The sequence below is a fragment of the Adlercreutzia sp. DFI.6.23 genome (assembly GCF_024462535.1).
Classification (GTDB): Bacteria; Actinomycetota; Coriobacteriia; order Coriobacteriales; family Eggerthellaceae; genus Adlercreutzia; species Adlercreutzia rubneri.
The window spans coordinates 1-380 of record NZ_JANGBP010000247.1 but is presented as its reverse complement, the minus strand read 5'-3'; the positions used below and the strand labels follow the sequence as shown (position 1 = coordinate 380).

Below are 380 nucleotides of genomic sequence, written 5' to 3'. Positions count from 1 at the left end.
CTTGCCGATGGTTTCTTGAGTCGCATCCTCCTGAAGAACGTCCGCGATTTTCTCCAGGCTCCAGCCGACAAAGATCGTCTTCTCTCCATTGTTCAGACTGCTGGTGCCCGTATAATTTGGCGAAACCTTCTCGCCTTCAACATGCTGCGTGGTTTCCGGAGCACCCGCTCCGGTTCGGCCGTTCAAGTCATAGGTCACCGAGTAGAGCTTCTTCACCTCGGCAGCAAAGGTCTTGTCATCCGCATTGATTACCTGCTCCTTCAACTGGTCAGTGGTATACGTGGTGGCTTCGTCTGTCCAGTTCCCCGTGAATCTCCAGCCACTCGAGCCCGTAACCGTCGGAATGCCCTCCTTCAGCGCATCGTTGTGCCACACCTTGG

1 protein-coding gene is annotated in these 380 nt (G+C 55.3%); it reads right to left on the bottom strand.

The window, feature by feature from the left end; all coding sequences use genetic code 11:
- Positions 1-380 (bottom strand): hypothetical protein (locus NE591_RS13220; RefSeq protein WP_256156861.1); only part of this gene is annotated, 380 nt, incomplete at both ends.